This window comes from Halomonas denitrificans (assembly GCF_003056305.1).
GTDB lineage: Bacteria > Pseudomonadota > Gammaproteobacteria > Pseudomonadales > Halomonadaceae > Halomonas > Halomonas denitrificans.
Genome location: NZ_PYVX01000006.1, coordinates 154706 through 180868 on the forward strand (window position 1 = coordinate 154706; position 26163 = coordinate 180868).

Here is a 26163-nt window from a genome sequence, read left to right on the forward strand (position 1 = left end):
CCTTATTTCTTGAACGGGAAGTTCAGCGCGCCGAGCAGCGCACGACCTTCTTCATCGGTTTTGGCGGTGGTGGTGATGGTGACATCCAGACCACGGATCCGATCGATCTTATCATACTCGATCTCCGGGAAGATGATCTGCTCACGCACCCCCATGGAGTAGTTGCCGCGACCGTCGAAGGACTTCGGGTTGAGACCACGGAAGTCACGAACGCGGGGAATCGCGATGTTCACCAGGCGATCGAGGAAGTCCCACATGCGCTCGGAGCGCAGGGTCACCTTGATCCCGATCGGCCAGCCCTCACGGACCTTGAAGCCCGCGATGGACTTGCGTGCCTTGGTGACCAGCGGCTTCTGACCGGAGAGTTTCTCCAGGTCGCCGATGGCGTTGTCGATCAGCTTCTTGTCGCTGGTCGCCTCGCCGATCCCCATGTTCAGGGTCACCTTGGTGACCCGGGGTACCTGCATCACGTTGGCGTAGCTGAACTGCTCTTGGAGTTTAGCCACCACCTCGTTCTGATAACGTTCTTTCAAGTTCGCCATTTTGCTATCCGACTCGCGTTAGGCGTCGATCTGCGACTGCGTCGACTTGTAGATACGTACCTTGGTACCGTCTTCCTGAACCTGGAAGCCGACGCGATCTGCCTTGCCGGTTTCCTGGTTGAAGATGGCCACGTTGGACGCGTGAATCGATGCCTCGCGCTCGACGATACCGCCTTGGTTGCCCGCCATCGGGTTGGGCTTGGTGTGACGCTTGATCATGTTCACACCGGACACCACGAAACGGTTTTCGAGAACCCGCTTCACCGTGCCACGCTTGCCCTTGTCCTTGCCGGCGATGACGATGACTTCATCGTCACGTTTGATCTTTTGCATATCCGCCTCGCTCCTTACAGCACTTCAGGCGCCAAGGAAATGATCTTCATGAACTTCTCGTTGCGAAGCTCACGCGTCACCGGCCCGAAGATACGGGTACCGATCGGCTGATCGTTGGTGTTGTTCAACAACACAGCCGCATTTCCATCGAAGCGGATCAGCGAACCGTCGTTACGACGGACGCCACTACGGGTGCGAACCACCACCGCTTTGAGGACCTGGCCCTTCTTGACCTTGCCACGCGGAATGGCTTCCTTCACCGTGACCTTGATGACGTCGCCGACACGCGCGTAGCGGCGGTGGGAACCGCCCAGCACCTTGATGCACTGCACCCGGCGCGCTCCGCTGTTGTCGGCGACATCCAGCATTGTCTGAGTCTGAATCATCGGTTTTCTCCAAACCTAATCTGACTGCACGGGATCGACCGGCCTTAGCCGATCAACCCTTGGCCTGTTCGACGACTTCGATCAGGGTCCAGGACTTGTTCTTCGACAGCGGACGGCACTCCTGGATGGAGACCGTGTCGCCGGCCTTGGCCTGGTTCGACTCGTCGTGGGCGTGCAGCTTGGTGGAGCGCTTGACATATTTGCCGTAGATCGGGTGGCGCTCACGACGCTCGATCATGACAACGATGGACTTGTCCATCTTGTCGCTCACCACCTTGCCGGTGAGCGTACGGGCTTTCTTCTCTTCGACCATCTCAGTCACCTGCCTTCTCGTTGAGCACAGTCTTCACGCGGGCGATATCCCGACGAACCTGCTTGAGCAGATGAGTCTGGCTCAGCTGACCGGTGGCCTTCTGCATGCGCAGGTTGAACTGCTCGCGGAGGAGTTCGAAAAGCTGCTCCTGGAGCTGCTCTGCTGACTTTTCCCGAATTTCCTGGGCTTTCATCACATCACCGTCCGTTTCACAAAGGTGGTGGAGACCGGGAACTTCTGCGCGGCGAGGGCGAATGCCTCGCGAGCCAGCTCCTCGGAAACGCCTTCGATCTCGTACAGGACCCGACCCGGCTGGATCTGGGCGACCCAGTACTCGACGGAGCCCTTACCCTTACCCATCCGGACTTCCAGCGGCTTCTTGGAAATCGGCTTGTCGGGGAAGACACGGATCCAGATCTTGCCGCCACGCTTGACGTGACGCGTGATGGCACGACGGCCGGCTTCGATCTGACGGGCGGTGACACGACCCCGGCCAGTGGCCTTGAGGCCGTACTCGCCGAAGCTCACCTTGCTTCCGCGATGCGCCAGGCCACGGTTGCGGCCCTTCTGCATCTTGCGGAACTTCATACGCTTAGGTTGTAACATCGACTCGCTCTCCCCTTACCTGGAACCTTTCTTCTTGGAGGGTGCGGCCTGCGGCTGCTTCGCCTTGGCACGGACCTCCTCGATGCCCCCGAGGATTTCACCCTTGAAGACCCAGACCTTGACACCGATGATGCCGTAGGTGGTCTTGGCTTCGTAGGTGGCGTAGTCGATGTCCGCGCGCAGGGTGTGCAGCGGGACGCGACCTTCGCGGTACCACTCGGTGCGGGCGATTTCCGCGCCGCCGAGGCGACCGGAGAGCTGCACCTTGATGCCGCCGGCGCCCAGACGCATGGCGTTCTGCACGGCACGCTTCATGGCACGACGGAACATCACGCGGCGCTCGAGCTGGCCGGCGATGTTCTGCGCGACGAGCTGGGCGTCGAGTTCCGGCTTGCGGACTTCCTCGATGTTGACGTGCACGGGCACGCCCATCATCTGAGTGACGTCGCGACGCAGGCGGTCGACGTCCTCGCCCTTCTTGCCGATCACGATGCCCGGACGGGCAGTGTGAATGGTGATGCGGGCGTTGTTGGCCGGGCGCTCGATGGTGATCTTGCTCACGGAGGCGTTCTTGAGACGCTCTTCCAGGAAGCGACGCACTTCGAGATCGCTGTTCAGCTTGTCGGCATAAGCGCCGCGCTCGGCATACCACACCGAGGTATGGTCTTTGACGATACCCAGGCGAATGCCTGTTGGATTGACTTTCTGACCCATCTGGTCGACTCCTACTTCTCGGCTACCTTGACGGTGATGTGGCAAGTGCGCTTCAGAATGCGATCCGCACGGCCCTTGGCGCGCGGACGGATGCGCTTGAGCGTCATGCCCTCATCGACGCAGATGGTCGAGACACGCAGCTCGTCGATATCCATGCCGTTGTTTTCTTCCGCATTCGCGATGGCGGACTGCAGCACCTTCTTGACCAGCTTCGCTGCCTTCTTCGGGGAGAAGGTCAGCAGGTCGAGCGCCTCGGCGACCGGCTTATCGCGCACCTGGTCAGCCACCAAACGGGCCTTCTGGGCGGATAAACGAGCGCCACGCAGCTTTGCTGTGACTTCCATCTCTCAATCCTCTCTGGCTTACCGTTTGGCTTTCTTGTCCGCCGCATGACCGCGATAAAGGCGGGTAGCAGCGAATTCGCCCAGCTTGTGGCCAACCATTTCCTCGGAGACGTGCACCGGGACGTGTTGGCGACCGTTATGGACAGCAATGGTGAGCCCGACCATGTTGGGCAGGATCATGGAGCGACGCGACCAGGTCTTGATCGGTTTGCGATCGCCCTTCTCCACTGCAGTCTCAACCTTCTTCAGCAGATGAAGGTCAATAAAAGGACCTTTCTTCAGTGAACGTGGCACAGCCGTTACCTCTTAATGTCTTGGCGTTGGATCTTATTTCCGGGCCTTGCGGCGACGGATGATCAGCTTGTCGGTGCGCTTGTTCTTGCGGGTCTTGTGGCCCTTGGTGGGGATACCCCACGGAGACACCGGGTGACGACCACCGCTGGTGCGGCCTTCACCGCCGCCGTGCGGGTGATCCACCGGGTTCATGGCCACGCCGCGAACGGTCGGACGCACGCCTCTCCAGCGCTTCGCACCGGCCTTGCCAAGTTGACGCAGGCTGTGCTCGGAGTTGCTCACTTCGCCCAGGGTCGCGCGGCACTCGGCCAGCACCTTGCGCATCTCGCCGGAGCGCAGACGCAGGGTGGCGTAGTTGCCTTCGCGAGCCACCAGCTGGGCGCTGGTACCGGCGCTGCGAGCGAGCTGGGCGCCCTTGCCGGGCTTGAGCTCGATGCAGTGCACGGTGGAACCCAGCGGGACGTTGCGCAGCGGCAGCGCATTGCCCTTCTTGATGGGCGCGTTGACGCCGGACTCGAGACGGTCGCCGGCACTCACGCCACGCGGGGCGATGATGTAGCGACGCTCGCCGTCCATGTACTTCAGCAGCGCGATGTGGGCGCTACGGTTCGGGTCATGCTCCAGGCGCTCGACCACGGCCGGGATGCCGTCCTTGGTGCGCTTGAAATCGATGATCCGATAGTGATGACGATGACCACCGCCCACGTGGCGGGTGGTGATGCGACCGTAGTTGTTACGGCCACCGGACTTGGACTGCTTCTCGAGCAGCGGCGCGTACGCGCGGCCCTTGTGCAGTTCCTCACCAACGATCTTGACGACGTGGCGACGACCGGCGGATGTGGGTTTAGTCTTGACGATTGCCATGATCCGTACTCCTGCCCTTATTCGGCGCCAGAGAAGTCTTCAAGCGTCTCGCCGGCGGCCAGTGTCACGTACGCCTTGCGATAACCCTTGCGCTGACCCAGACCCTGCGCGGTGCGCTTGGTCTTGCCCTTCATGTTCAGCACCTGAACACGGTCGACCTTCTTGCCGAACAGCTCCTGCACGGCAGCCTTGATCTCGGGCTTGGTCGCGTCGCTTGCCACCTTGAACACGTACTGGTTGCGCTCGGCGGCCATGGCGGCCTTCTCGGTCACGTGCGGACCGAGCAGAACCTTGAATACACGTTCCTGGTTCATGCCAGCTTCTCCTCGAATTTGCGCAGAGCGGAGACGGTGACCAGCACCTTGTCGAAGGCGACCAGGCTCACCGGATCAGCGGCGGCGACGTCCACCACATCCACGTTCGGGATGTTGCGGGCGGCGAGGTACAGGTTCTCGTCGACCTCTTCGGTCACGATCAGTGCCTTCTCCAGCCCCAGCTCCTCGAGCTTGGCGACCAGCTGCTTGGTCTTGGGCGCTTCGACGGTGAAGGCATCGACGGCCACCAGACGCTCCTGACGGACCAGCTCGGAGAGGATCGAGCGCATGGCCGCGCGGTACATCTTGCGGTTGACCTTCTGGGAGTGGTCCTGGGGACGCGCCGCAAAGGTCACACCGCCACTACGCCAGATCGGCGAGCGGATGGTACCGGCACGGGCACGACCGGTGCCCTTCTGGCGCCACGGCTTCTTGCCGCCGCCGCGCACGTCGGAACGGTTCTTCTGGGCACGAGTACCCTGGCGACCACCGGCCAGATAGGCGGTGACGACCTGGTGCACCAGGGCCTCATTGAATTCTTTGCCAAAGGTGGCATCGGATACTTCGACAGCACCGGCGCCTGCACCTGCAAGATTCAGATTCATCGGTAAGTTCCCCTTCAGCCTGCTTTGACGGCGCTGCGCACGATGACATCACTGCCGGTAGCGCCAGGCACGGCACCCTTGATCAGCAGCAGATTGCGTTCGGCGTCGACACGGACCACTTCCAGGCTCTGCACGGTGCAGCGAGCGTTGCCCATCTGGCCGGCCATCTTCTTGCCCTTGAACACGCGGCCGGGGGTCTGGCACATGCCGATGGAACCCGGTGCGCGATGGGCCAGGGAGTTACCGTGGCTGTTGTCCTGGGTGCGGAAGTTCCAGCGCTTGACGGCGCCCTGGAAACCCTTGCCCTTGGAGGTGCCGGTCACGTCGATCATCTGACCAGCTTCGAAGAGGGATACGGTGAGTTCGCCGCCCACTTCCGGAGCCTCGTCGCCTGCAGCCAGGCGGAACTCCATCAGCGAACGACCGGCCTCGACACCTGCCTTGGCGAACTGCCCGGCCTGGGCTTTCGACAGATGCTTGGCCTTGCGGGAGCCGGTTGTCACCTGAACCGCGGCGTAGCCGTCGGACTCGACGGACTTGACGCGAGTCACACGGTTAGGCTCAACCTCGATCACGGTTACGGGCACGGATGCGCCGTCTTCGGTGAAGACGCGGGTCATACCGGCCTTCCTACCGACTAAACCGATAGTCATTCTCAGTCTCCTATAGTGTACGGGGCTATCACCCGCTATGGCTGCCCTTTCCAGAGCATTCCACTAGCACGTTGTGTGGCGCCATCCCGGCGCGGCGGCTGCTGAACACCTTCAGAGGAGAGGGCGAACGCTGGGCCGCGAGTGTCTAGTGTGGTATCAGTCGAGCTTGATCTGCACGTCCACGCCGGCGGCGAGGTCGAGCTTCATCAGGGCATCAACGGTCTTTTCGGTGGGCTCGACGATATCGAGCACCCGCTTGTGGGTACGAATCTCGTACTGATCGCGCGCGTCCTTGTTGACGTGCGGAGACACCAGCACGGTGTAACGCTCGCGATTGGTCGGCAGAGGAATCGGACCACGGACCTGGGCGCCGGTACGCTTGGCGGTATCTACGATCTCCGCGGCGGACTGGTCGATCAGGCGATGGTCGAAGGCCTTCAACCGAATGCGAATCTTCTGGTTCTGCATTTGCCCTAACTCCAATGGATTCTGACGGCGCGAGCCGTCAACCCACGCATTCAAAGGATGCGCATTATAGGCACGCCGACAGTGAGAGTCAAACACTCACTTCCGGTGCGCAGAAAGGGGGCTCCTGGCGGAGCCCCCTTCGATCGATCAAGCGAGAAAACGCTTACTCGATGATCTTGGCCACGACGCCGGCGCCGACGGTACGACCGCCTTCGCGGATGGCGAAGCGCAGGCCGTCGTCCATGGCGATCGGAGCGATCAGGCTGACGACCATCTTGACGTTATCGCCCGGCATGACCATCTCGACGCCTTCCGGCAGCTCACAGGTACCGGTGATGTCGGTGGTACGGAAGTAGAACTGCGGACGGTAGCCCTTGAAGAACGGAGTGTGACGACCACCCTCGTCCTTGGACAGCACGTACACCTCGGCCTCGAACTTGGTGTGCGGGGTGATGGTGCCCGGCTTGGCCAGGACCTGACCACGCTCGACGTCGTCACGCTTGGTGCCGCGCAGCAGGGCGCCGACGTTCTCACCGGCACGACCTTCGTCGAGCAGCTTGCGGAACATCTCGACGCCAGTCACGACGGTCTTGACGGTGTCCTTGATACCGACGATCTCGACTTCTTCGCCCGCCTTGACCACGCCACGCTCGACGCGGCCGGTGACCACGGTGCCGCGGCCGGAGATGGAGAAGACGTCCTCGATCGGCATCAGGAACGGCTGGTCGATCGCACGCTCCGGCTCCGGGATGTACTCGTCCAGGGCCTTGATCAGGTTGGCAACGGCGGTGGTACCCATGCCGTTGTCGTCCTTGCCTTCCAGGGCCATCAGGGCGGAACCGGTGATGATCGGGGTGTCGTCGCCCGGGAAGTCGTACTCGTCGAGGAGTTCACGAACTTCCATCTCGACCAGCTCCAGGAGCTCCTCGTCGTCGACCATGTCGGCCTTGTTCAGGAACACGACGATGAACGGCACGCCGACCTGGCGAGACAGCAGGATGTGCTCGCGAGTCTGCGGCATGGGGCCGTCGGCAGCGGAACAGACCAGGATCGCGCCGTCCATCTGGGCGGCACCGGTGATCATGTTCTTGACGTAGTCGGCGTGGCCGGGGCAGTCGACGTGCGCGTAGTGACGCGTCTCGGACTGGTACTCCACGTGAGAGGTGGCGATGGTGATGCCGCGCTCACGCTCTTCCGGGGCGTTGTCGATGGCGTCGAACTCGCTCCAGTCACCGCCGAACACCTCGGCAGAAACGCGAGTCAGGGCCGCAGTCAGCGTGGTCTTGCCGTGGTCGACGTGACCGATGGTACCGACGTTGACGTGCGGTTTGGAACGTTCAAATTTTTCCTTAGCCACTGCTATAACCTCTTTACGTTAGCTAACGGTTAACCGTTCTGGTTGATGACGGCTTCAACGACGCTGGACGGCGCCTCTTCGTAGTTCGCAAACTCCATGACGTAGCTTGCGCGGCCCTGGGTCTGAGAGCGCAGGTCGGTCGCGTAACCGAACATCTCAGCCAGAGGTACCGTGGCGCGGATGACCTTGCCCATGGCTGTGTCATCCATGCCCTGGACGAGGCCGCGGCGGCGATTCAGGTCGCCCATGACGTCACCCATGAAGTCTTCCGGGGTCACGACCTCGACCTTCATCACCGGCTCCAGGAGCACGGCCTTCGCCTTCTTGGCACCTTCTTTGATGGCCATGGAAGAGGCCACCTTGAACGCGGTCTCGTTCGAGTCCACGTCATGGTAGGAACCGTCGAACAGCGTGACCTTGACGTCAATCATCGGGTAGCCCGCGATGACACCGTTCTGCAGCTGCTCGTAGGCCCCTTTCTCGACGGCCGGCACGTATTCCTTCGGAACCACGCCGCCAACGATCTCCGAGGCGAACTTGAAGTGCATGTCCTCGTCTTCACCCTTGTCCTCGGCGGTGAGCGGCTCGATACGCAGGTACACGTGACCGAACTGACCGCGACCACCGGACTGGCGGACGAACTTGCCTTCCTGCTCGACCGTACCGCGGATGGTCTCGCGGTAGGCTACCTGCGGCTTGCCGATGTTGGCATCGACCTTGAACTCGCGACGCATGCGGTCGACGAGGATGTCCAGGTGGAGCTCACCCATGCCGGAGATGATGGTCTGACCGGTCTCCTCATCGGTGCGCACCTGGAAGGAGGGATCTTCCTGAGCCAGCTTGCCCAGGGCAATGCCCATCTTCTCCTGGTCGGGCTTGGACTTCGGCTCGACGGCCACCGAGATGACCGGATCCGGGAACTCCATGCGCTCGAGCACGATCTTGTCGTTCAGATCGCAAAGGGTGTCGCCGGTGGTGACGTCCTTCAGGCCGATGCAGGCGGCGATGTCGCCGGCCAGCACTTCCTTGATCTCCTCGCGGGAGTTGGCGTGCATCTGGACGATACGACCAACGCGCTCCTTCTTCTGCTTGACGGAGTTGTAGACGCTGTCGCCCGACTTCAGCACGCCCGAGTAGACGCGGATGAAGGTCAGGGTGCCGACGAAGGGGTCGGTGGCGATCTTGAAGGCCAGAGCGGAGAACGGGGCGTTATCGTCCGCCTCGCGGGTGGCGACGGTGCCATCCTTGTCGTCCAGCTCGCCCTCGATGGCCTTGACCTCGGTGGGTGACGGCATGTACTCGATGACGCCGTCCAGCACGGCCTGCACGCCCTTGTTCTTGAACGCAGAGCCGCAGGTGACCAGGACGATCTCGTTGTCGAGGGTACGACGACGCAGGCCGGCCTTGATCTCCTCGATGGACAGGTCGCCCTCTTCGAGGTACTTGTCCATCAGCTCTTCGGAGGCCTCGGCGGCCGACTCGACCATCTCCTCGCGGTACTTCTCGGCGGTCTCCTGGAGCTCGGCCGGAATGTCGACGAGGTCGTAGTTCATCCCGAAGTTGCTCTCATCCCACAGGATGGCCTTCATCTGGATGAGGTCGATGACGCCCTTGAACTCTTCCTCGGTGCCCCAGTTGATCTGGATCGGCACGGTGTTGGCACCGAGACGCTCCTTCAGCTGGTCGACCACCATGAAGAAGTCGGCGCCGGTACGGTCCATCTTGTTGACGAACACCATGCGCGGGACTTCGTACTTGTTGGCCTGACGCCAGACGGTCTCGGTCTGCGGCTGAACGCCCGAGGAGCCGCACAGCACGACGACGGCGCCGTCGAGAACACGCAGGGAACGCTCGACCTCGATGGTGAAGTCGACGTGCCCCGGGGTGTCGATGATGTTGATGCGGTGCTCATCGAACTGCTTGTTCATGCCCTGCCAGAAGCAGGTGGTCGCCGCGGAGGTGATGGTGATACCACGCTCCTGCTCCTGCTCCATCCAGTCCATGGTGGCAGCGCCCTCATGGACCTCGCCGACCTTGTGAGACAGGCCGGTGTAGAACAGGACGCGTTCGGTGGTGGTGGTCTTGCCGGCGTCTACGTGCGCAACGATGCCGATGTTGCGGTAGCGATTTAGCGGAGTCTTGCGAGCCACGATGGAACTCCCCGTTGGTTGGCAGTGCGTCGGGTAGGACGCACTTAGAAGCGGTAGTGAGAGAAGGCCTTGTTGGCTTCTGCCATACGATGCACGTCTTCACGCTTCTTCACGGCCGAGCCCTTGCCTTCGGCGGCATCGAGCATCTCACCAGCGAGGCGCTGCACCATGGTCTTCTCGCCACGGCGACGGGCCGCATCGACCAGCCAGCGCATGGCCAGGGCCTGACGGCGCGAGGGGCGAACTTCCACGGGCACCTGATAGGTCGCACCGCCGACGCGGCGGGACTTGACCTCGACCATCGGCTGGATGGTTTCCAGCGCCTTGTCGAAGATCTCCAGCGGCTCTTCCTTGCTACGATCGGCAACCCTGTCCAGCGCACCGTAGACGATGCGCTCAGCTACGGACTTCTTGCCGCTGATCATCAGGTGGTTCATGAACTTCGCCAGGCGCTCACTTCCGAACTTGGGATCCGGCAGGATCTCGCGCTTAGCCGCAACTCTTCTTCTAGGCATGATAAGCCCTCATTAAAGGATCCTTCAGGTAAACCCGAGACGCTCGACCTTCGCTTTGCGACAGACCGCGCTCGACCTTACTCTTATCAGACCGTGTTCAAAATTAGGTGACTGCTGCGTGCGAGGCCGATCAGGCCTTCGGACGCTTGGTGCCGTACTTGGAACGGCCCTGCTTACGGTTCTGCACGCCGGAGGTGTCCAGGGCGCCACGCACGGTGTGATAACGCACACCGGGAAGGTCCTTTACACGACCGCCGCGAATCAGGACCACGGAGTGCTCCTGGAGGTTGTGGCCTTCACCACCGATGTACGAGGAGACCTCGTAGCCGTTGGTCAGACGAACACGGCACACCTTACGCAGTGCGGAGTTCGGCTTCTTCGGGGTGGTGGTGTAGACGCGGGTGCAGACGCCGCGGCGTTGCGGGCAGGCCTGCAGCGCAGGCACGTCGCTCTTGGCGGCCTGGCGCTTGCGCGGCTTGCGCACGAGCTGATTGATCGTTGCCATGGTGTGTAGCTGACTCCAATGGGTTGCCTTGCCTTGCCCAGCGGGTGCGGGCGCACCCGCCCCACTGTTAAAGGCTGCGCATTCTAATGGCTGACGCGCCACGTCGTCAAGCCTGCGCCCCCGGGAGGGCGCAGGCCGCGACGCGAACGTCAGATCTCGTCGTCGTCCGAGTCCAGCGCGGTGAGCTGGGCGCCCAGCTCCTGCTCGACATCGTAGGCCGACGGGTGGAGCAGCCGCTCGGCGTCTTCACGCTTGCGGCGACGCTCCGCGTGGTGGGTGAGGCCGGTACCGGCCGGGATCAGACGACCCACCACCACGTTCTCCTTCAGGCCGCGCAGGTAGTCACGCTTGCCGGTCACCGCCGCCTCGGTCAGCACCCGCGTGGTCTCCTGGAAGGAGGCCGCAGAGATGAACGACTCGGTGGCGAGGCTCGCCTTGGTGATACCCAGCAGCAGCCGCTGGTACTTGGCCGGGAACTTCTCTTCCTGCTCCAGGCGGGCGTTCTGCTCGAGCACGCGGACCAGTTCGGCCTGGTCGCCCGGGATGAAGTCGCTGTCGCCGGCGTCGGTGATCTCCACCTTGCGCAGCATCTGACGCACGATCACCTCGATGTGCTTGTCGTTGATGCCCACGCCCTGCAGGCGATAGACGTCCTGCACCTCGGCGGTGATGTACTTGGCCAGCTCGGCGATGCCCAGCAGGCGCAGGATGTCGTGCGGGTTGCTCGGGCCGTCGGAGATGACCTCGCCCTTCTCCACCGACTCGCCCTCGAAGACCGCGATCTGGCGCCACTTCGGGATCAGCATCTCGAACGGATCGCCGGCTTCCGGCGTGATCGTCAGGCGACGCTTGCCCTTGGTCTCCTTGCCGAAGCTGATCACGCCGCTGATCTCGGCGAGGATCGCCGGCTCCTTCGGCTTGCGCGCCTCGAACAGGTCGGCGACCCGCGGCAGACCACCGGTGATGTCCTTGTTGCCGGTCGCCTCGACCGGGATACGGGCCACCACCTCGCCGACGCCGATCCGCGCGCCGTTGTCGGCGGTGATGATCGCCTTGCCGGGCAGCGGGTACTGGACCGGGGTATCGGAGCCCGACACGGTGACCGCCTTGCCCGCCGCATCGGTGAGCATGATCAGCGGGCGCTTGTCGCGGCCCGCCATCGGACGCGCCGCCGACTCGATCACCTCGATGGAGGAGAGACCGGTCATCTCGTCCACGCTGCGGTGCATGGTCACGCCTTCGTCGAGGTCGGCGTACTGCACCTGGCCCTCGGCCTCGGCGATGATCGGGTGGGTGTGCGGATCCCACTTGGCCACCGACTGGCCGGCCTCGACCAGGTCACCGTCGCGCACGTCCAGCTCGGCACCGTAGGGCAGCTTGTAGTACTCGCGCTCGCGACCGTGCTCGTCGGCGACGGCCAGGGCGCTGGAGCGGGAGACCACCACCAGCTTGCCGTCGCCGCGTTCGACGTGCTTGATGTTGTGCAGGCGCACCTTGCCGCCGTGCTTGACCTGGACGCTGTCCACCGCGGAGGCCCGGGAGGCCGCGCCGCCGATGTGGAAGGTCCGCATGGTCAGCTGGGTGCCCGGCTCGCCGATCGACTGGGCGGCGATGACACCGACGGATTCGCCGATGTTGACCTGATGGCCCCGCGCCAGGTCGCGACCGTAACAGGCCGAGCAGACGCCGTGGGCGGTCTGGCAGGTGATGGCCGAGCGCACCACGATCTCGTCGACGCCCATGGTGTCGAGCTCGGCACACCAGGCCTCGTCGAGCAGGGTGTCGCGCGGGATCAGCACCTCCTCGGTGCTCGGGTCGACCACGTCCTGGGCGACCACGCGGCCGAGCACGCGCTGGGCCAGGGAGACGATGATGTCGCCGCCCTCGATCACCGGGTGCAGGGTCAGACCGGTCTCGGTGCCGCAGTCCGGCTCGGTTATGACCATGTCCTGGGCGACGTCGACCAGGCGGCGGGTCAGGTAACCGGAGTTGGCGGTCTTGAGTGCCGTGTCCGCCAGGCCCTTACGCGCGCCGTGGGTCGAGATGAAGTACTGCAGGACGTTGAGGCCTTCACGGAAGTTCGCGACGATCGGCGTCTCGATGATCGAGCCGTCCGGCTTGGCCATCAGGCCGCGCATGCCCGCCAGCTGGCGGATCTGGGCGGCACTACCCCGGGCGCCGGAGTCGGCCATGATGAAGACGCTGTTGAAGGAGTCCTGCTCGACCTCGTTGCCCTCGCGGTCGACCACGGTCTCCTTGGAGATGCCGGTCATCATCGCCTTGGCGACCTGGTCGTTGGCCCGGGCCCAGATGTCGATGACCTTGTTGTACTTCTCGCCGGCGGTGACGAGACCGGAGGAGAACTGGTCCTCGATCTCCTTCACCTCGTCCTCGGCCGCCTCGACGATCTCGGCCTTCTCGTCCGGGATGACGAAGTCGTTGACGCCGATGGAGGCGCCGGACCAGGTGGCCATGCGGAAGCCGGTGTACATCAGCTGGTCGGCGAAGATCACCGCCGGCTTCAGGCCCGCGCGGCGATACACCTCGTTGATCAGCTTGGAGATGGCCTTCTTCTTCATCGGCTGGTCGACCAGCTCGAAGGGCACCCCGTCGGGCAGGATGCGGAACAGCAGCGCGCGACCCACAGTGGTGTCGTAGATGCGACGCTGATGGCGCTCCTCGCCGGTCTCCTCGTCGAACTCGACCTCATCCAGGCGCACCTTGACGCGGGCGTGCATCGACACGCTCTGGGTGCCGAAGGCGCGCTCCACCTCGTCGAGGCCGGAGAACACCATGCCCTCGCCGTGGGCGTTGATGCGCTCGCGGGTCATGTAGTACAGCCCCAGCACCACGTCCTGGGACGGCACGATGATCGGCTCGCCGTTGGCCGGTGACAGCACGTTGTTGGTGGCCATCATCAGCGCACGGGCCTCGAGCTGGGCTTCCAGCGTCAGCGGCACGTGCACCGCCATCTGGTCACCGTCGAAGTCGGCGTTGTAGGCGGCACACACCAGCGGGTGCAGCTGGATCGCCTTGCCCTCGATCAGCAGCGGCTCGAAGGCCTGGATGCCGAGGCGGTGCAGGGTCGGGGCGCGGTTGAGCAGCACGGGGTGCTCGCGGATGACGTCGGCGAGGATGTCCCACACCTCCGGCAGCTCGCGCTCGACCATCTTCTTGGCCGCCTTGATGGTGGAGGCATAGCCCAGCGACTGCAGCTTGGAGTAGATGAACGGCTTGAACAGCTCGAGCGCCATCTTCTTCGGCAGACCGCACTGGTGCAGGCGCAGGGTCGGGCCTACGGTGATCACCGAGCGGCCGGAGTAGTCGACGCGCTTGCCCAGCAGGTTCTGACGGAAACGCCCCTGCTTGCCCTTGATCATGTCGGCGAGCGACTTCAGCGGGCGCTTGTTGGACCCGGTGATGGCCCGGCCGCGACGACCGTTGTCGAGCAGCGCATCCACCGACTCCTGCAGCATGCGCTTCTCGTTGCGCACGATGATGTCCGGCGCGTTGAGATCGAGCAGCCGCTTCAGGCGGTTGTTGCGGTTGATCACGCGACGGTAGAGGTCATTGAGATCGGAGGTCGCGAAGCGGCCACCGTCCAGCGGCACCAGCGGACGCAGGTCCGGCGGCAGCACCGGCAGCACCTCCATGACCATCCACGCCGGGTCGTTGCCCGAGCCCTGGAAGGCCTCGAGCAGCTTGAGCCGCTTGGAGAGCTTCTTGATCTTGGTCTCGGAGTTGGTCTGCGGGATCTCCTCGCGCAGGCGACCGATCTCCTCCTCGAGGTCGATGTCCTTGAGCAGCGCCTGGACCGCCTCGGCGCCCATGCGGGCGTCGAAGTCGTCACCGAACTCCTCGAGGGCCTCGAAGTACTGCTCGTCGTTGAGCAGCTGGCCGCGCTCGAGGGTGGTCATGCCCGGATCGATGACCATGAAGCTCTCGAAGTAGAGCACGCGCTCGATGTCGCGCAGGGTCATGTCGAGGAACATGCCGATGCGCGACGGCAGCGACTTCAGGAACCAGATGTGCGCCACCGGGCTCGCCAGCTCGATGTGGCCCATGCGCTCGCGGCGCACCGCGGCCTTGGTCACCTCGACGCCGCACTTCTCGCAGATGATGCCGCGGTGCTTCATGCGCTTGTACTTGCCGCACAGGCACTCGTAGTCCTTCACCGGGCCGAAGATCTTGGCGCAGAACAGGCCGTCCCGCTCCGGCTTGAAGGTACGGTAGTTGATGGTCTCCGGCTTCTTGACCTCGCCGTAGGACCAGCTGCGGATCATGTCCGGCGACGCCAGGGTGATCTTGATCGCGTCGAACTCTTCGGACTGCGACTGCGATTTGAGGACTTTCACCAAATCTTTCATGGGGTCGGCTCCGTTGCGGAGTTGTCATGGGCGGGGGCGTTGCCACCCCCGCGGACCGTCATTCTGTGAAGCGCAGGCGGTACGGCCTCAGCTTTCCAGCTCGATATCGATACCCAGCGAGCGGATTTCCTTCACCAGCACGTTGAAGGATTCCGGCATGCCCGCCTGCATGGTGTGGTCGCCGTCCACGATGCTCTTGTACATCTTGGTGCGACCCTCCACGTCGTCGGACTTGACCGTGAGCATCTCCTGGAGCGTATAGGCCGCGCCGTAGGCCTCCAGGGCCCAGACCTCCATCTCCCCGAAGCGCTGGCCCCCGAACTGCGCCTTGCCGCCCAGCGGCTGCTGGGTGACCAGCGAGTAGGAGCCGGTGGAACGCGCGTGCATCTTGTCATCCACCAGGTGGTTCAGCTTCAGCATGTACATGTAGCCCACCGTGACCGGACGGTCGAAGGCATCGCCGGTCCGCCCGTCGTAGAGGGTCGTCTGGCCGGAATCCGGCAGGTCGGCGAGGCGCAGCAGGTGCTTGATCTCGCCCTCCTGGGCGCCGTCGAACACCGGCGTGGCCATCGGCACGCCGCCCTTGAGGTTCTTCGCCAGGGCGATCACCTCGTCGTCGGTGAGCAGGTCGAGGTTCTCGACCCGGGTGCCCTCGCTGGCATTGTAGATCTGACCGAGGAACTCGCGGATCTGGCCGACCTGCTGCTCCCGGGCGTCGCGCAGCATGTGCTCGATCTTCACCCCGAGGCCGCGGGCGGCCATGCCCAGGTGGGTCTCGAGGATCTGACCGACGTTCATCCGCGACGGTACGCCCAGCGGGTTCAGCACCACGTCGATGGGCTCGCCGTTGTCGTCGAAGGGCATGTCCTCGATCGGCATGATCGCCGAGATGACACCCTTGTTACCGTGACGGCCGGCCATCTTGTCGCCCGGCTGCAGGCGGCGCTTGATCGCGAGGTAGACCTTGACGATCTTCAGCACGCCCGGCGCGAGGTCGTCGCCCTGGGTGAGCTTGCGCTTCTTGTCCTCGAAGCGCTCGTCCATCTCCTTGCGACGGTTCTCGAGCTGTTCGTCGGCCTGGGCCAGCAGCTCGTTGAGGGTCTCGTCCTGCATGCGCAGCTTGAACCACTGCTGACGCGGCAGCTCCTCGAGGTAGCTGTCGGAGAGCACGTCGCCCTTCTTCAGCTTCGGCCCGCCGTTGACGGCCTGGCCGACGAGGGTGCGCTGCAGGCGCTCGAAGGTGGCATCCTCGGCGATGCGGTAGGTCTCCTGCAGGTCCTTGCGGACCTCGTCGAGCTGCATCTGCTCGATGGAGAGCGCTCGGGAGTCCTTCTCCACGCCGTCGCGGGTGAAGACCTGGACGTCGATGACGGTGCCCTTCATGCCGGTCGGGGCACGCAGGGAGGTGTCCTTCACGTCGGAGGCCTTCTCGCCGAAGATCGCACGCAGCAGCTTCTCTTCCGGCGTCAGCTGGGTCTCGCCCTTGGGCGTGACCTTGCCGACCAGGATATCGCCCGCGCCGACCTCGGCGCCGATGTAGACCACGCCGGCCTCATCCAGCTTGCCCAGCGCCGACTCGCCGACGTTGGGGATGTCGGAGGTGATCTCCTCCGGCCCCAGCTTGGTGTCGCGGGAGACGCAGGTCAGCTCCTGGATGTGGATGGTGGTGAAACGGTCTTCCTGGACCGCCCGCTCGGAGAGCAGGATGGAGTCCTCGAAGTTGTAGCCGTTCCACGGCATGAAGGCGATGCGCATGTTCTGGCCCAGGGCCAGGTCGCCCATGTCGACGGACGGGCCGTCGGCCAGGATGTCGCCGCTCGCCACCCGGTCACCGGGGCGCACGATCGGGCGCTGGTTCTGGCAGGTGTTCTGGTTCGAGCGCAGGTACTTGGTCAGGTTGTAGATGTCGACGCCGGCCTCGCCGCCGATGATCTCGTCCTCGTTGACCCGCACCACGATGCGCTTGGCGTCGACCGAGTCGATCACGCCGCCACGCCGCGCCACTTCGCAGACGCCGGAGTCACGGGCCACGAAGCGCTCCATGCCGGTGCCCACCAGGGGCTTGTCGGCACGCAGGGTCGGCACCGCCTGACGCTGCATGTTCGCCCCCATCAGGGCGCGGTTGGCGTCATCGTGCTCGAGGAAGGGGATCAGGGCCGCGGCCACGGAGACCACCTGGCGCGGCGAGACGTCCATCAGCGTCACCTGCTCGGGACGCATGAAGGTGGTCTCGCCGCGGTGACGGACCTGGACCAGGTCGTCGACCAGCTTGCCGGACTCGTCCACGGTGGCGGAGGCCTGGGCGATGACGAAGTCGCCCTCCTCGATCGCCGAGAGGTGCACCACGTCGTCGGTCACCTGGCTATCCACGACCTTGCGGTACGGCGTCTCGAGGAAGCCATAGCTGTTGGTGTGGCTGTAGGTGGCCAGCGAGTTGATCAGGCCGATGTTCGGGCCTTCCGGGGTCTCGATCGGGCAGAGGCGGCCGTAGTGGGTGGCGTGAACGTCACGCACCTCGAAGCCGGCCCGCTCGCGGGTCAGGCCGCCCGGGCCGAGCGCGGAGACGCGGCGCTTGTGGGTGACCTCGGAGAGCGGGTTGTTCTGGTCCATGAACTGCGAGAGCTGGCTGGAGCCGAAGAACTCCTTCACCGCCGCCGCGACCGGCTTGGCGTTGATCAGGTCCTGGGGCATCAGGCCTTCGCTCTCGGCCATGGAGAGGCGTTCCTTGACCGCGCGCTCGACGCGCACCAGGCCCACGCGGAACTGGTTCTCGGCCATCTCGCCAACGCAGCGGATGCGGCGGTTGCCCAGGTGGTCGATATCGTCGACGTCGCCGAAGCCGTTACGGATGGCGATCATCTCGCGCAGCACATCGAGGATGTCGCGCTGGTCGAGGACGCCGGAGCCGGTGTCGCTGTCACGACGCAGGCGACGGTTGAACTTCATGCGGCCGACGCCCGACAGGTCGTAGCGGTCTTCGCTGAAGAACAGGTTGGTGAACAGCGTCTCGGCGGCCTCCTTGGTGGGCGGCTCGCCGGGGCGCATCATGCGGTAGATCTCGACCAGCGCCTCGAGGCGGGACCCGGTGGTGTCCAGCTTGAGGGTGTCGGAGATGAAGGGACCACAGTCGAGATCGTTGGTGTAGAGGGTCTCGAGGGTGGTGATGCCGGCCTGGCCGAGCTTCTCGAGCAGCTCCGGGGTGATCTCGGAGTTGCAGGGGCAGATCAGCTCGCCGGTGTTGGGATCGACCTGATCCTTGGCCAGGGTCTTGCCGAAGAGGTAGTCCATCGGCACGTCGAGGCGCTCGAGACCGGCCTTCTCCAGCTGGCGGATGTGCTTCTGGGTGACCCGGCGCCCCTCCTCGACGATGACGTTGCCGTCGCCATCCTTGATGTCGAAGGTAGCGGTCTCGCCGCGCAGGCGCGACGGCACCAGCTCCACGGAGAAGCCGGACTTCTCGATGTGGAAGGTGCTGAACTCGAAGAACTCGGCGAGGATCTCCTCGGCGCTCATGCCCAGCGCGTGCAGCAGCACCGTGGCCGGCAGCTTGCGGCGACGGTCGATGCGCACGAAGACGCTGTCCTTGGGATCGAACTCGAAGTCGAGCCAGGAGCCGCGGTAGGGAATCACGCGGGCGGAGTAGAGCAGCTTGCCGGAGGAGTGGCTCTTGCCCTTGTCATGGTCGAAGAACACGCCGGGCGAGCGGTGCAGCTGGGAGACGATGACGCGCTCGGTACCGTTGATGACGAAGGTACCGTTCTCGGTCATCAGGGGGATCTCCCCCATGTAGACTTCCTGCTCCTTGATGTCCTTGATCGCCTTGTTCGACGAATCCTTGTCGTAGATGATCAGGCGGACCTTGACGCGCAGGGGGGCCGAATAGGTGACGCCACGCAGCTGGCACTCCTTGACGTCGAAGGCCGGAGTGCCGAAACGGTAGCTGACATACTCGAGGGCTGCGTTGCCGGAGAAGCTCGCGATCGGGAAGACCGACTTGAAGGCGGCGTGCAGGCCGATCTCCATGCGTTCTTCGGGTGAGCGATCCTGCTGGAGAAACTCGTAGTAGGAATCAAGCTGGATGGCCAGCAGGTAAGGCACATCCATCACTTGGGGCAGTTTGCCGAAATCCTTGCGGATGCGTTTTTTCTCAGTGTATGAGTAAGCCATCTGTATTCCCCAGCTTGTTCACCATGGGTGACCGATGCGTGTCGGCGTCACCCGACGGGTACGGCTCCGTCAGGCGCTGACGGCAAGCCTCCACCAGGAGGCTCGCCGTCGGAATTCGGCTAGCGGTGGCCCAGGGGGCGACCGTCTAGTGACAACAGAAAAAGGCCGGCAGCGGGTGACCCGCCACCAGCCGTGGAAGCTTACGCAGCGCGTGAAGCCATGGGCCCAAGGATTACTTGAGCTCCACGCTCGCGCCGGCTTCTTCCAGCTTCTTCTTTGCCTCTTCGGCGTCGTCCTTGGACATGCCTTCCTTCAGGGTCGCCGGTGCGCCGTCGACGGCACCCTTGGCTTCCTTCAGGCCCAGGCCGGTGATCTCGCGGACGGCCTTGATGACGTTGACCTTCTTGTCGCCGGCGCTGGTCAGCACCAGGTCGAATTCGGTCTGCTCTTCCTCGGCAGCGGCTTCACCGCCACCCGGGCCGGCCACGACGGCAGCGGCAGCGGAGACACCGAACTTCTCTTCCATGGCCTCGATCAGCTCGGCCACTTCCATCACGGACATGTCGGCGACGGCGTTGATGATGTCTTCTTTGGTCAGTGCCATTGTCTAGATTCCTAACTTTGCGGGAGCCTCGGCATTGCGATGGCTCGGGGATTCAATGTTCGATTCAGGCTGAGCGCAGGAGTTCGCCGTTCAGGCGGCCTCTTCCTGCTTCTGGTCGCGCAGCGCCGCGAGGGTACGGACCAGCTTGCCGGCAGAAGCTTCCTTCATGACGGACATCAGCTTGGCGATCGCCTCATCGTAGGTCGGCAGGGTTGCCAGACGGTCGATGTCGCTTGCCGGGATCAGCTCACCTTCGTAGGCCAGCGCCTTGACCTCGAACTCCTTCTGACCCTTGGCGAACTCCTTGAACAGACGGGCGGCGGCGCCCGGGTGCTCGTAGGAGAAGGCCAGCATGGTCGGACCGGAGAAGGTCTCGTCCAGAATCTCCCAGGGAGTTCCGGACAGGGCGCGGCGTGCCAGGGTGTTGCGGACAACACGGATCTGCACGCCATTCTCGCGGGCCTGCTTGCGCAGGTCGGTCATCGCGCTGACCGCGACGCCACGAGAGTCGGCAACTACGACGGAGAGCGCATCCTTGGCCGCTTCACTGACCTCGGCAACAATTGCCTTCTTGCCTTCGAGTGCTAGTGGCACAGTGATCACTCCTTCGTGCCGGAACCTCGCGAGAGGATTCCGGTGGTTACCATCTCTCCCGGCCGGAGGCCGGGAGTCCTGGGTGATGGTGCTCACCAGAGATCTGGCGGCCACACCATCTGCGCAGGCCTCCCCGAGGGAAGATTAAGCCGCGCCTCCGGAGAGGAGCGGCACCTGCGGTCTTTGACGGTGCCCCGCCGGCGAGGATAGCCCGGCACGGGGACCGCAAAGTTCCTGCATACGTCTCGATCGACGCCCGGTCAGACCAGGGCGGAATGATCGATGGTCAGACCCGGGCCCATGGTGGTGGACAGGGTGACCTTCTTGAAATAGATACCCTTGGACGTGCTCGGCTTGAGCTTCTTCAGGTCGGCGACCAGCGCTTCCAGGTTGCCCCGGATGGCGGCGGCGTCGAAGTCGACCTTGCCCAGAGTGGTATGGATGATGCCGTTCTTGTCGGTACGGAAGCGCACCTGACCGGCCTTGGCGTTCTTGACCGCAGTGGCCACGTCCGGGGTCACGGTGCCGACCTTGGGGTTCGGCATCAGGCCGCGCGGACCGAGGATCTGGCCCAGCTGACCGACGACGCGCATGGCGTCCGGCGAGGCGATGACCACGTCGAAGTCGAGCTGGCCTTTCTTGACCTGCTCGGCCAGGTCGTCCATGCCGATCACGTCGGCACCGGCTTCCTTGGCGGCCTCGGCGTTGGCACCCTGGGTAAAGACGGCGACACGCACGTCCTTGCCGGTACCGTTCGGCATGACGGTGGCGCCACGCACGACCTGGTCGGATTTCCGCGGGTCGACGCCGAGGTTGATGGCGACGTCCAGGGACTCCTTGAACTTGACGGTGGAGAGCTCGGAGAGCAGGGCCACGGCCTCGTCGAGGGAGTAGGCCTTGTTGGCATCAACCTTCTCGCGAATCTGCTGGGCGCGCTTGGACAGTTTAGCCATGATCAGAGACCCTCCACGTTCAGGCCCATGCTGCGGGCACTACCGGCAATGGTACGCACCGCGGCGTCGAGATCGGCGGCCGTCAGGTCCGGCTCCTTGGTCTTGGCGATCTCTTCGAGCTGTTCGCGGGTCACGGTACCGACCTTGGTCTTGTTCGGCTCACCGGAGCCGGACTTGATGCCAGCGGCCTTCTTCAGCAGGACCGCCGCGGGCGGGGTCTTGGTGACGAAGGTGAAGCTGCGGTCGGAGTAGACGGTGATGACCACGGGAGTCGGCAGGCCGACTTCGATGTCCTGCGTCGCGGCGTTGAACGCCTTGCAGAACTCCATGATGTTGACACCGTGCTGACCCAGTGCCGGACCCACGGGGGGGCTCGGGTTGGCCTTGCCAGCTGCCACCTGCAGCTTGATGTAAGCCTGTACTTTCTTGGCCATGATGGACTCCAGTTGGGTAGTAGCGCCTTGCGGCTCCCCGGGTTACACGGCCACCCTCGGGTGGCCGCCACGAAAAACGATGAGGACGGAAGGTTATTCCTTCTCGACCTGGGCGAACTCCAGCTCGACGGGCGTGGAGCGGCCGAAGATCAGCACGCTGACTTGCACGCGGCTCTTGTCGTAGTTGACCTCTTCGACGACGCCATTGAAGTCGGCGAAGGGCCCGTCGATGACGCGCACCGACTGACCCGGCTCGAACACCGTCTTGGGCCGCGGCTTGTCGGTACCGTCCTTCACCCGGCTGAGGATCGCGTCGGCCTCACGCTGGGTGATGGGCGCCGGCTTCTCCTTGGTGCCGCCGATGAACCCCATGACGCGCGGGGTCTCGTTGACCAGGTGCCAGGTCTCGTCATCCATTTCCATCTCGACCAGCACATAGCCGGGATAGAACTTGCGCTCGCTCTTGCGACGCTTGCCGTCACGCACCTCGACGACTTCTTCGGTCGGCACCAGGATCTCGCCGAAGCGATCCTCCATGCCGTACATCTTCACGCGCTCGATGAGCGAGCGCATGACATGCTTTTCGAAGCCGGAGTAGGCGTGGACGACATACCAACGCTTGGACATGAAAACTCCTAACCGATGACGCCGGACATCGCCCAGCCAAGAAGGGTATCGATCAGCCAGAGCATCAGCCCGACCACCAGCACGGCCACCAGCACGATGGCGGTGGTCTGGATGGTCTCGGGCCGTGTCGGCCAGACGACGCGCTGAATTTCCTTCTTCGCACTCCTGGCGAGCTCGAGCAGATCACGACCCTTGGTCGTGGTCAGCGCCACCAGCGCCGCCGCCACGCTGAGCACGACGACACCGAGCACACGATAGAGAAGTGCCTGATCGGCAAAATAGGAATTGCCGACCACGGCAAGGACCAGCAGAGTGACGACAACCGCCCACTTGAGCCCGTCGTGGCGCGACTCCTGCACCTCGGCGTTATGCTTCATGAAAACGAGACTCCTCAGGGTGCGGCAATCGAAACATGAAAGTATATGAGATATCGCCAGCCTGGGGAAGACTGGCAGGCCAGGAGGGAATCGAACCCCCAACCTGCGGTTTTGGAGACCGCTGCTCTGCCAATTGAGCTACTGGCCTGTATCTGCTTCCGCGACCGCCCTTTGCAGGCGACCTTAACGACAGCGGGCGCCACTATAGCGAAAGGTGCTTCGCCTGGCAACCCCTCCCCCGACACATCGTCGCCCCGAGGGAGAAAAAGAAAAGGCGAGCCGCGGCTCGCCTTCTCGATATGGAGCTCATGGACGGATTTGAACCGTCGACCTCACCCTTACCAAGGGTGTGCTCTACCCCTGAGCTACATGAGCACAACTGGCGGCATCATCATGCGATACCTGGAGCGGGCAGCGGGGATCGAACCCGCATCATCAGCTTGGAAGGCTGAGGTTCTACCATTGAACTATGCCCGCCTACCCACTCTTGCTGCCTGCACCCGACGCATCGCGTGCGGCGAAACTTGGTGGAGGGGGAAGGATTCGAACCTTCGAAGCTTTCGCGGCAGATTTACAGTCTGCTCCCTTTGGCCACTCGGGAACCCCTCCAACTGGCGATGTATTCTACCGCCTTTGTTTCCGGTGTCAAGCCTCTGATTTATCAGGATCTTGATGCTTCGTGCCGAACGAGCCGGCGCGTCTTCCCGGAACGCGACGCATTCTGTCAAAGCAGCATCGAGAATGCAAGGGCCGCGCGGATCTTTTCCATCGCCACCGGCGCGGGCACCTCCGGCGCCCCGGAGAGTCGGCCGGCCCGCTCCGCGGCCGTCAGCGGGAAACAGGCCTCGAGCCCGCCATAGACCATGTCCGGCCACACCGCATGGGGCACCTGGATGCCTCGCGAGACCACCCGCGCATCGCCGCCGGTCAGCAGCATCGGCAGCGCGACGTCCTGCTGGTCGCACACCTCGCTGTAGATGCGGTTGACCGCGCTGACCGCGGCCATGTAGATGCCGTGGTTGACCGCCTCGACCGTGCGCCGGCCGGGCTCGAGCAGCGCCTGCGCCTCGCTGTCGGGATCGATGGCCACGTTGCGGGTGCCGAGCTTGAGGCTCTCCTTCATCAGGCGCAGGCCGGGCAGGATATAGCCGCCGAGATGCCGGCCGCCGGGCAGCACGAAGTCGACGGTGATGGCGCTGCCGCAGTCCACCGCACAACAGCCGCCCGCCAGCTGGTAGCCCGCCAGGGCCCCCATCCAGCGATCGACGCCCAGCTTGCCGGGCTCCTCGTAGCCGTTGGTGACCCCCAGGGCCTCATGGGCGGAGCGGGCCACGTGGACGGTGCCGACCCGGCGCCGCAGCAGCGCCACTGTCTCCTCCAGCACCGCCCGGCGCGCCACGCTGGAGATGCGGACCGCCTCGACCACGTCGAGATCCGGGATATCGGCTCCGGGCCGCCACTCCTCGCGAGTCCAGACCGCGCCGCGCGAGCGGATCTCGCTGCTGTCGCTATCCTTGAGCCGCCACTTCGACAGGGTATTGCCGATATCCAGGTCCAGGATCATGCCCGTCTCCGCACGCTGATTTCCCCGCCGGCCAGCCGCCGCTGCCGTTCGCCCTGGCGCACCCAGAGGTTGCCGGCCTCGTCCACGTCGCCGGCGATCGCCGCCTCGCGCTCGCCCCGCTGCAGGATCTCCACCTCGCAGCCGGCGTAGGCGTGCCGCGCGTTCCACTCATCCTGCCAGGCGGCGAAGCCCTGCTGCTCGAACCCCGCCAGCAGGGGCAGCAGCTCGTCCAGCAGCGCCGCGGCAAGGGCATTGCGCGACAGCCCCGGCGCCTGGTCGTGGACCGCGGCCACGGGCTGGTCGATGCACTCGCGAAACGCCTGGGGCAGATCGACGTTGATGCCCATGCCGACCACCACCTCGCAGGGCCCGGCGGCATCGCCGCTGATCTCGACCAGGATGCCCGCGAGCTTGCCCAGCTCCCCGTCCGCCTGCTTCAGCAGGACATCGTTGGGCCACTTGAGCCGGGGCGCGGCACCGTGTCGCTCGAGGACCCGGGCCAGCACCACGCCGAGGGCCAGGCTCAGCCCCTCCAGGGCGGCTATCCCGGCCTCGACCCGCCAGCCTATCGAGAGCATCAGGGTACGCCCCCAGGGCGTCACCCAGGTGCGCCCGCGACGCCCCCGGCCCTCGCTCTGCTGCTCCACCAGGCAGACCTCCCCGTGCCCCGCGCCCTGGGCGAAGCGTTCGCGCAGGTAGGCGTTGCTGGAGGGCAGGGTCTCCTCGACGAACAGCCGGGTCAGGTGCGGGCGGGCCTCCCGGGAGAGGCCGGCCACCACGGCGCGCCCGTCGAGCAGCTCCAGGCGTTCGGTCAGGCGATACCCCTGCCCCTTCACCGCCTCCATGGGGATCCCCAGGGACTCCAGTTTCTGCAGCTGCTTCCATACCGCCGCCCGCGAGACGCCCAGCTGCTCCCCCAGCTGCTCGCCGGAGTGGAACTCGCCGTCGCTCAACAGGCGGATCAGGTCACCGATGGTCATGCTCATGCCCCAGACGGGAAATGAGCCATTCTAGCGGATGGGGGCAGGCCCCGGAAATCGCGGCGCGGCGATCATGCCGCCGACGAGGCGCTAAGCTCGCCTCTCAAGGGTCGACAGGAGGTGCCTGGCCGACCCGAAGGCCGTGACGACGACGGCGGCCTACGGGGCCATCGCGGCCCCTTGTGCGCCGCTGGCCTGACAGGGCTGCCATACCTCCCCCTACATCTTCGATCGCCCGTGATGCCGTATCACGCCCTCCCCTGCCCTCTCCCAGGCCCCATACGACAACGCCCCCGCCTCTGTCGAGGCGGGGGCGTTCTTGTATCGGGAGGCGCCGGCAACCGGCGATCGGGACGTGCGCCTTTCCGCGCGAAAAACACCCGCGCATGAAAAAACCCCGAGCTCGTTGAGCTCGGGGTTTTCTCGGAATAGGTGCCTGACGATGACCTACTCTCGCATGGGGAGGCCCCACACTACCATCGGCGCTGATCGGTTTCACTGCTGAGTTCGGCATGGGATCAGGTGGTTCCCGT

The 26163-nt window shown here is 64.2% G+C and carries 28 protein-coding genes, 4 tRNA genes and 1 rRNA gene; all 33 read right to left on the reverse strand.

Annotation, left to right across the window (positions count from 1 at the left end; all coding sequences use genetic code 11):
- Window positions 1-2 precede the first annotated feature (2 nt).
- The gene (rplE, locus tag C9F13_RS14960; protein ID WP_108447069.1) at window positions 3-542 is read right to left on the reverse strand and encodes a 50S ribosomal protein L5; all 540 of its coding nucleotides are present in this window, start codon (window positions 540-542) and stop codon (window positions 3-5) included.
- An 18-nt stretch (window positions 543-560) separates the two neighbouring features.
- Window positions 561-875 (reverse strand): 50S ribosomal protein L24, encoded by a 315-nt coding sequence (rplX, locus tag C9F13_RS14965; protein ID WP_108447070.1) that lies wholly within the window; start codon window positions 873-875, stop codon window positions 561-563.
- A 14-nt stretch (window positions 876-889) separates the two neighbouring features.
- A complete protein-coding gene (rplN, locus tag C9F13_RS14970; protein WP_071943813.1) occupies window positions 890-1261 on the reverse strand; it encodes a 50S ribosomal protein L14 in 372 nt (123 codons plus the stop codon).
- A gap of 52 nt (window positions 1262-1313) precedes the next feature.
- Entirely contained in the window at window positions 1314-1574 is a 261-nt protein-coding gene (rpsQ, locus tag C9F13_RS14975) for a 30S ribosomal protein S17 (RefSeq protein ID WP_071943809.1), read from the reverse strand.
- Between the two features lies 1 nt (window position 1575).
- Window positions 1576-1767 (reverse strand): 50S ribosomal protein L29, encoded by a 192-nt coding sequence (gene rpmC, locus C9F13_RS14980; protein ID WP_040183129.1) that lies wholly within the window; start codon window positions 1765-1767, stop codon window positions 1576-1578.
- Entirely contained in the window at window positions 1767-2180 is a 414-nt protein-coding gene (rplP, locus tag C9F13_RS14985; protein WP_021819610.1) for a 50S ribosomal protein L16, read from the reverse strand. Before rplP ends, rpmC begins: the two co-directional genes overlap by 1 nt.
- Window positions 2181-2195: 15 nt before the next feature.
- Complete coding sequence (gene rpsC / locus C9F13_RS14990; protein ID WP_089848246.1) at window positions 2196-2894, reverse strand: 30S ribosomal protein S3; 699 nt, start codon at window positions 2892-2894, stop codon at window positions 2196-2198.
- Between the two features lie 11 nt (window positions 2895-2905).
- Window positions 2906-3238: a 50S ribosomal protein L22 gene (gene rplV, locus C9F13_RS14995; RefSeq protein ID WP_089848247.1), complete on the reverse strand. Its 333-nt coding sequence runs from the start codon at window positions 3236-3238 to the stop codon at window positions 2906-2908.
- A gap of 18 nt (window positions 3239-3256) precedes the next feature.
- Window positions 3257-3532, reverse strand: a complete 276-nt coding sequence (gene rpsS, locus C9F13_RS15000) for a 30S ribosomal protein S19 (RefSeq protein ID WP_071943800.1) — start codon at window positions 3530-3532, stop codon at window positions 3257-3259.
- A gap of 33 nt (window positions 3533-3565) precedes the next feature.
- A complete protein-coding gene (gene rplB, locus C9F13_RS15005) occupies window positions 3566-4396 on the reverse strand; it encodes a 50S ribosomal protein L2 (RefSeq protein ID WP_108447071.1) in 831 nt (276 codons plus the stop codon).
- 17 nt (window positions 4397-4413) lie between these two features.
- The gene (rplW, locus tag C9F13_RS15010; protein WP_040183135.1) at window positions 4414-4710 is read right to left on the reverse strand and encodes a 50S ribosomal protein L23; all 297 of its coding nucleotides are present in this window, start codon (window positions 4708-4710) and stop codon (window positions 4414-4416) included.
- The gene (rplD, locus tag C9F13_RS15015; protein ID WP_108447072.1) at window positions 4707-5315 is read right to left on the reverse strand and encodes a 50S ribosomal protein L4; all 609 of its coding nucleotides are present in this window, start codon (window positions 5313-5315) and stop codon (window positions 4707-4709) included. The genes rplW and rplD overlap by 4 nt, the downstream gene beginning before the upstream one ends.
- Window positions 5316-5329: 14 nt before the next feature.
- On the reverse strand, window positions 5330-5968 hold the full coding sequence (gene rplC, locus C9F13_RS15020) for a 50S ribosomal protein L3 (RefSeq protein WP_089848254.1): 639 nt from the start codon (window positions 5966-5968) through the stop codon (window positions 5330-5332).
- A 156-nt stretch (window positions 5969-6124) separates the two neighbouring features.
- The gene (gene rpsJ, locus C9F13_RS15025) at window positions 6125-6436 is read right to left on the reverse strand and encodes a 30S ribosomal protein S10 (RefSeq protein ID WP_089848256.1); all 312 of its coding nucleotides are present in this window, start codon (window positions 6434-6436) and stop codon (window positions 6125-6127) included.
- Window positions 6437-6599: 163 nt separating this feature from the next.
- A complete protein-coding gene (gene tuf, locus C9F13_RS15030) occupies window positions 6600-7793 on the reverse strand; it encodes an elongation factor Tu (RefSeq protein WP_108447073.1) in 1194 nt (397 codons plus the stop codon).
- Window positions 7794-7822: 29 nt separating this feature from the next.
- Entirely contained in the window at window positions 7823-9943 is a 2121-nt protein-coding gene (gene fusA / locus C9F13_RS15035) for an elongation factor G (RefSeq protein WP_108447074.1), read from the reverse strand.
- A 44-nt stretch (window positions 9944-9987) separates the two neighbouring features.
- Window positions 9988-10458 carry a 30S ribosomal protein S7 gene (gene rpsG, locus C9F13_RS15040; protein ID WP_108447075.1) on the reverse strand — a complete coding sequence of 157 codons (471 nt, stop codon included), beginning with the start codon at window positions 10456-10458 and terminating at the stop codon, window positions 9988-9990.
- 130 nt (window positions 10459-10588) lie between these two features.
- Window positions 10589-10963, reverse strand: coding sequence for a 30S ribosomal protein S12 (gene rpsL, locus C9F13_RS15045; RefSeq protein ID WP_089848264.1), 375 nt, complete (start codon window positions 10961-10963; stop codon window positions 10589-10591).
- Window positions 10964-11112: 149 nt separating this feature from the next.
- Complete coding sequence (gene rpoC, locus C9F13_RS15050; RefSeq protein WP_108447076.1) at window positions 11113-15330, reverse strand: DNA-directed RNA polymerase subunit beta'; 4218 nt, start codon at window positions 15328-15330, stop codon at window positions 11113-11115.
- Window positions 15331-15417: 87 nt separating this feature from the next.
- Entirely contained in the window at window positions 15418-19497 is a 4080-nt protein-coding gene (gene rpoB, locus C9F13_RS15055; protein WP_108447077.1) for a DNA-directed RNA polymerase subunit beta, read from the reverse strand.
- A gap of 232 nt (window positions 19498-19729) precedes the next feature.
- Window positions 19730-20101 carry a 50S ribosomal protein L7/L12 gene (rplL, locus tag C9F13_RS15060; RefSeq protein ID WP_108447078.1) on the reverse strand — a complete coding sequence of 124 codons (372 nt, stop codon included), beginning with the start codon at window positions 20099-20101 and terminating at the stop codon, window positions 19730-19732.
- 90 nt (window positions 20102-20191) lie between these two features.
- Window positions 20192-20695, reverse strand: a complete 504-nt coding sequence (gene rplJ / locus C9F13_RS15065) for a 50S ribosomal protein L10 (protein WP_071943769.1) — start codon at window positions 20693-20695, stop codon at window positions 20192-20194.
- Between the two features lie 260 nt (window positions 20696-20955).
- On the reverse strand, window positions 20956-21648 hold the full coding sequence (gene rplA / locus C9F13_RS15070) for a 50S ribosomal protein L1 (protein WP_108447079.1): 693 nt from the start codon (window positions 21646-21648) through the stop codon (window positions 20956-20958).
- A gap of 2 nt (window positions 21649-21650) precedes the next feature.
- The gene (gene rplK, locus C9F13_RS15075) at window positions 21651-22082 is read right to left on the reverse strand and encodes a 50S ribosomal protein L11 (protein ID WP_108447080.1); all 432 of its coding nucleotides are present in this window, start codon (window positions 22080-22082) and stop codon (window positions 21651-21653) included.
- A gap of 93 nt (window positions 22083-22175) precedes the next feature.
- Window positions 22176-22709: a transcription termination/antitermination protein NusG gene (gene nusG / locus C9F13_RS15080; RefSeq protein ID WP_071943758.1), complete on the reverse strand. Its 534-nt coding sequence runs from the start codon at window positions 22707-22709 to the stop codon at window positions 22176-22178.
- Between the two features lie 8 nt (window positions 22710-22717).
- Entirely contained in the window at window positions 22718-23086 is a 369-nt protein-coding gene (gene secE, locus C9F13_RS15085; RefSeq protein WP_108447081.1) for a preprotein translocase subunit SecE, read from the reverse strand.
- Window positions 23087-23158: 72 nt separating this feature from the next.
- Window positions 23159-23234, reverse strand: a tRNA-Trp gene (locus tag C9F13_RS15090).
- Window positions 23235-23386: 152 nt separating this feature from the next.
- Window positions 23387-23461, reverse strand: a tRNA-Thr gene (locus C9F13_RS15095).
- Window positions 23462-23489: 28 nt separating this feature from the next.
- A tRNA-Gly gene (locus C9F13_RS15100) sits at window positions 23490-23563 on the reverse strand.
- Window positions 23564-23611: 48 nt separating this feature from the next.
- Window positions 23612-23695, reverse strand: a tRNA-Tyr gene (locus C9F13_RS15105).
- Window positions 23696-23810: 115 nt separating this feature from the next.
- A complete protein-coding gene (locus C9F13_RS15110; protein ID WP_108447082.1) occupies window positions 23811-24650 on the reverse strand; it encodes a type III pantothenate kinase in 840 nt (279 codons plus the stop codon).
- The gene (locus tag C9F13_RS15115) at window positions 24647-25630 is read right to left on the reverse strand and encodes a biotin--[acetyl-CoA-carboxylase] ligase (RefSeq protein ID WP_108447083.1); all 984 of its coding nucleotides are present in this window, start codon (window positions 25628-25630) and stop codon (window positions 24647-24649) included. Before C9F13_RS15115 ends, C9F13_RS15110 begins: the two co-directional genes overlap by 4 nt.
- A 434-nt stretch (window positions 25631-26064) precedes the next feature.
- Window positions 26065-26163: ribosomal RNA gene (gene rrf, locus C9F13_RS15120) — 5S ribosomal RNA — on the reverse strand; the annotation flags it as partial.

What these genes read in the sequence shown, in the direction of transcription:
- rplE (WP_108447069.1), bottom strand. Translation starts at nt 542, where the DNA reads ATGGCGAACTTGAAAGAACGTTATCAGAACGAGGTGGTGGCTAAACTC.
- rplX (WP_108447070.1), bottom strand. Translation starts at nt 875, where the DNA reads ATGCAAAAGATCAAACGTGACGATGAAGTCATCGTCATCGCCGGCAAG.
- rplN (WP_071943813.1), bottom strand. Translation starts at nt 1,261, where the DNA reads ATGATTCAGACTCAGACAATGCTGGATGTCGCCGACAACAGCGGAGCG.
- rpsQ (WP_071943809.1), bottom strand. Translation starts at nt 1,574, where the DNA reads ATGGTCGAAGAGAAGAAAGCCCGTACGCTCACCGGCAAGGTGGTGAGC.
- rpmC (WP_040183129.1), bottom strand. Translation starts at nt 1,767, where the DNA reads ATGAAAGCCCAGGAAATTCGGGAAAAGTCAGCAGAGCAGCTCCAGGAG.
- rplP (WP_021819610.1), bottom strand. Translation starts at nt 2,180, where the DNA reads ATGTTACAACCTAAGCGTATGAAGTTCCGCAAGATGCAGAAGGGCCGC.
- rpsC (WP_089848246.1), bottom strand. Translation starts at nt 2,894, where the DNA reads ATGGGTCAGAAAGTCAATCCAACAGGCATTCGCCTGGGTATCGTCAAA.
- rplV (WP_089848247.1), bottom strand. Translation starts at nt 3,238, where the DNA reads ATGGAAGTCACAGCAAAGCTGCGTGGCGCTCGTTTATCCGCCCAGAAG.
- rplB (WP_108447071.1), bottom strand. Translation starts at nt 4,396, where the DNA reads ATGGCAATCGTCAAGACTAAACCCACATCCGCCGGTCGTCGCCACGTC.
- rplW (WP_040183135.1), bottom strand. Translation starts at nt 4,710, where the DNA reads ATGAACCAGGAACGTGTATTCAAGGTTCTGCTCGGTCCGCACGTGACC.
- rplD (WP_108447072.1), bottom strand. Translation starts at nt 5,315, where the DNA reads ATGAATCTGAATCTTGCAGGTGCAGGCGCCGGTGCTGTCGAAGTATCC.
- rplC (WP_089848254.1), bottom strand. Translation starts at nt 5,968, where the DNA reads ATGACTATCGGTTTAGTCGGTAGGAAGGCCGGTATGACCCGCGTCTTC.
- rpsJ (WP_089848256.1), bottom strand. Translation starts at nt 6,436, where the DNA reads ATGCAGAACCAGAAGATTCGCATTCGGTTGAAGGCCTTCGACCATCGC.
- rpsG (WP_108447075.1), bottom strand. Translation starts at nt 10,458, where the DNA reads ATGCCTAGAAGAAGAGTTGCGGCTAAGCGCGAGATCCTGCCGGATCCC.
- rpsL (WP_089848264.1), bottom strand. Translation starts at nt 10,963, where the DNA reads ATGGCAACGATCAATCAGCTCGTGCGCAAGCCGCGCAAGCGCCAGGCC.
- rpoC (WP_108447076.1), bottom strand. Translation starts at nt 15,330, where the DNA reads ATGAAAGATTTGGTGAAAGTCCTCAAATCGCAGTCGCAGTCCGAAGAG.
- rpoB (WP_108447077.1), bottom strand. Translation starts at nt 19,497, where the DNA reads ATGGCTTACTCATACACTGAGAAAAAACGCATCCGCAAGGATTTCGGC.
- rplL (WP_108447078.1), bottom strand. Translation starts at nt 20,101, where the DNA reads ATGGCACTGACCAAAGAAGACATCATCAACGCCGTCGCCGACATGTCC.
- rplA (WP_108447079.1), bottom strand. Translation starts at nt 21,648, where the DNA reads ATGGCTAAACTGTCCAAGCGCGCCCAGCAGATTCGCGAGAAGGTTGAT.
- rplK (WP_108447080.1), bottom strand. Translation starts at nt 22,082, where the DNA reads ATGGCCAAGAAAGTACAGGCTTACATCAAGCTGCAGGTGGCAGCTGGC.
- nusG (WP_071943758.1), bottom strand. Translation starts at nt 22,709, where the DNA reads ATGTCCAAGCGTTGGTATGTCGTCCACGCCTACTCCGGCTTCGAAAAG.
- secE (WP_108447081.1), bottom strand. Translation starts at nt 23,086, where the DNA reads ATGAAGCATAACGCCGAGGTGCAGGAGTCGCGCCACGACGGGCTCAAG.
- C9F13_RS15110 (WP_108447082.1), bottom strand. Translation starts at nt 24,650, where the DNA reads ATGATCCTGGACCTGGATATCGGCAATACCCTGTCGAAGTGGCGGCTC.
- C9F13_RS15115 (WP_108447083.1), bottom strand. Translation starts at nt 25,630, where the DNA reads ATGACCATCGGTGACCTGATCCGCCTGTTGAGCGACGGCGAGTTCCAC.